This is a genomic window from Kitasatospora sp. NPDC057500 (genome assembly GCF_042802195.1).
In the GTDB taxonomy this organism is placed as follows: Bacteria; Actinomycetota; Actinomycetes; order Streptomycetales; family Streptomycetaceae; genus Kitasatospora.
The window spans coordinates 1-2,074 of record NZ_JBHVER010000419.1; the positions used below are offsets into that span (position 1 = coordinate 1).

Genomic DNA, 2,074 nt, shown 5'->3' on the forward strand with positions numbered 1-2,074 from the left:
CGCGCCGGTGCCCGGGGGGGGGGGGCCCCCGGGGGGTCCCCCCACCCCCCGCGGCCCGGGGGAGGGGGCTTTCCCCCGCCCCCCCGGGCCGTGCCGTGCGCGCCTGCGGCCGGGTCAGTTGGCGCGGTCGAAGTCGATCGCGCTGTAGGCCCGCAGCTTGGACAGCTTGTGGGTGGAGTTGATCTCCCGGATGGTGCCGCTCTTGGAGCGCATCACCAGCGAGCTGGTGGTGGCGGTCTCCTGGCGGTAGTGCACGCCGCGCAGCAGTTCGCCGTCGGTGATGCCGGTGGCGACGAAGAACACGTTCTCGCCGCTGACCAGGTCGTCGGTGGAGAGCACCCGGTCGAGGTCGTGCCCGGCGTCCAGGGCCTTCTGCCGCTCGGCGTCGTCCTTGGGCCAGAGCCGGCCCTGGATCACGCCGCCCATGCACTTCATCGCGCAGGCGGCGATGATGCCCTCGGGGGTGCCGCCGATGCCCATCAGCAGGTCGACGCCGGTGCCCTCGCGGGCGGCCATGATGGCGCCGGCGACGTCGCCGTCGGAGATGTACTTGATCCGGGCGCCCGCCTCGCGGATCTCCTGGACCAGGTTCTCGTGGCGCGGGCGGTCGAGGACGACGACGGTGACGTCCTCGACGGCGACGCCCTTGGCCTTGGCGACCCGGCGGATGTTGACGGCCGGCGGCGCGGTGATGTCGACGAAGTCGGCGGCCTCCGGGCCGGTGACCAGCTTGTCCATGTAGAAGACCGCGCTCGGGTCGAACATGGTGCCGCGGTCGGCGACGGCCAGGACGGCGACCGCGTTGTTCATGCCCTTGGCGGTGAGGGTGGTGCCGTCGACCGGGTCCACCGCGACATCGCACTCGGCGCCGGTGCCGTCGCCGACCCGCTCGCCGTTGTAGAGCATCGGGGCCTCGTCCTTCTCGCCCTCCCCGATGACGACGATGCCGTTCATCGAGACGGTGGAGACGAGGGTGCGCATGGCGCGGACGGCCGCGCCGTCGGCGCCGTTCTTGTCGCCGCGCCCGACCCAGCGGCCGGCGGCGAGCGCGGCGGCCTCGGTGACCCGGACGAGTTCGAGCGCGAGGTTCCGGTCCGGAGCCTCCGGCGCGACCTCCAGGGCGCTGGGCAGGTGGTGCGGGTACTGCGTGGTCATCGTCGTTACCTCTCTGTACGCGACGGCCAGTGAGCGCCCGACTACTGCCTGGTCGAACGCCGTGGTGAGGGTGTTGCGATCGTATCTGCCCCCGGGACGGGTGTCTGTGGCGCGGTCCCCCCGCGGGGGCCGGGACGGCGGTCCCGCCCCCGTTCACCCGGACGTGCAGACCCCGGGTGCGCGGGTGCGCGTCGGCATGAGTCACCATGTGGGGGTGGCTGGAGAGAGCAAGGGCATGAGGGGCCGGCAGACCGTGCGGGACATGGTCCTGTCGATGCTGGCCGTCGGCGTCGTGGTCTGGGTCGGGTACCTGTTCCTGCCGCACGACGCGGACGGCGACGGGGTCCGCACGGTCGAGTACTCGGTGGCCGCGGCCTCCGCCAAGCGGGCCGCGCCCTATCCGCTGGTCTCCCCGGAGGGCCTGCCCGCGCAGTGGCGGGCCACCTCGGTGACGTACAACCCGGCGTCGATGGGCCTCGGCAAGGGCAACGCCTGGCACCTGGGCTTCGTCACCCCCTCCGGCCAGTACGCGGCCGTCGAGCAGAGCGACGCCAAGCCCGAGGACATGCTCAGGGCGGCGGTGGCCGGCGGGAAGCCGGACGGCACCGTGGAGGTCGCCGGGCAGACCTGGGAGCGGGTGCAGGGTCCCAAGGCGCGGGCGCTCACCGTGCAGTCCGGCGGCGCGACGACCGTGCTGACCGGCACCGCCTCCTACGAGGAGCTGGCCGAGCTGGCCGGGGCGCTGAAGTAGCCCGGCTCCCGCCGGAGCGAACGCGAAGGGCCCCGCACACACCGTGTGCGGGGCCCTTCGTGCGTCGGGGTCGGGCTCAGAAAGTGTTGGGTAATTGATCAACTGTGTGCCGTGATGCGCTGGTGGTGATCTTCGCGGGCCTGGTGTCCGCGAAGATCACCGCCATGT

Annotated in this window: 2 protein-coding genes; one reads left to right on the forward strand and one right to left on the reverse strand. The window is 72.8% G+C overall.

The genetic code is table 11. The annotated features are described in order from the left end of the window. Positions 1 to 114: 114 nt before the first annotated feature. Positions 115 to 1,155: a class II fructose-bisphosphatase gene (gene glpX, locus ACFU74_RS37110; protein WP_380764549.1), complete on the reverse strand. Its 1,041-nt coding sequence runs from the start codon at positions 1,153 to 1,155 to the stop codon at positions 115 to 117. Between the two features lie 214 nt (positions 1,156 to 1,369). Between glpX and ACFU74_RS37115 the strand changes: the two genes are divergently transcribed. Next, a complete protein-coding gene (locus ACFU74_RS37115) occupies positions 1,370 to 1,906 on the forward strand; it encodes a DUF4245 domain-containing protein (protein ID WP_380764550.1) in 537 nt (178 codons plus the stop codon). The last annotated feature ends 168 nt before the right edge of the window (positions 1,907 to 2,074 follow it).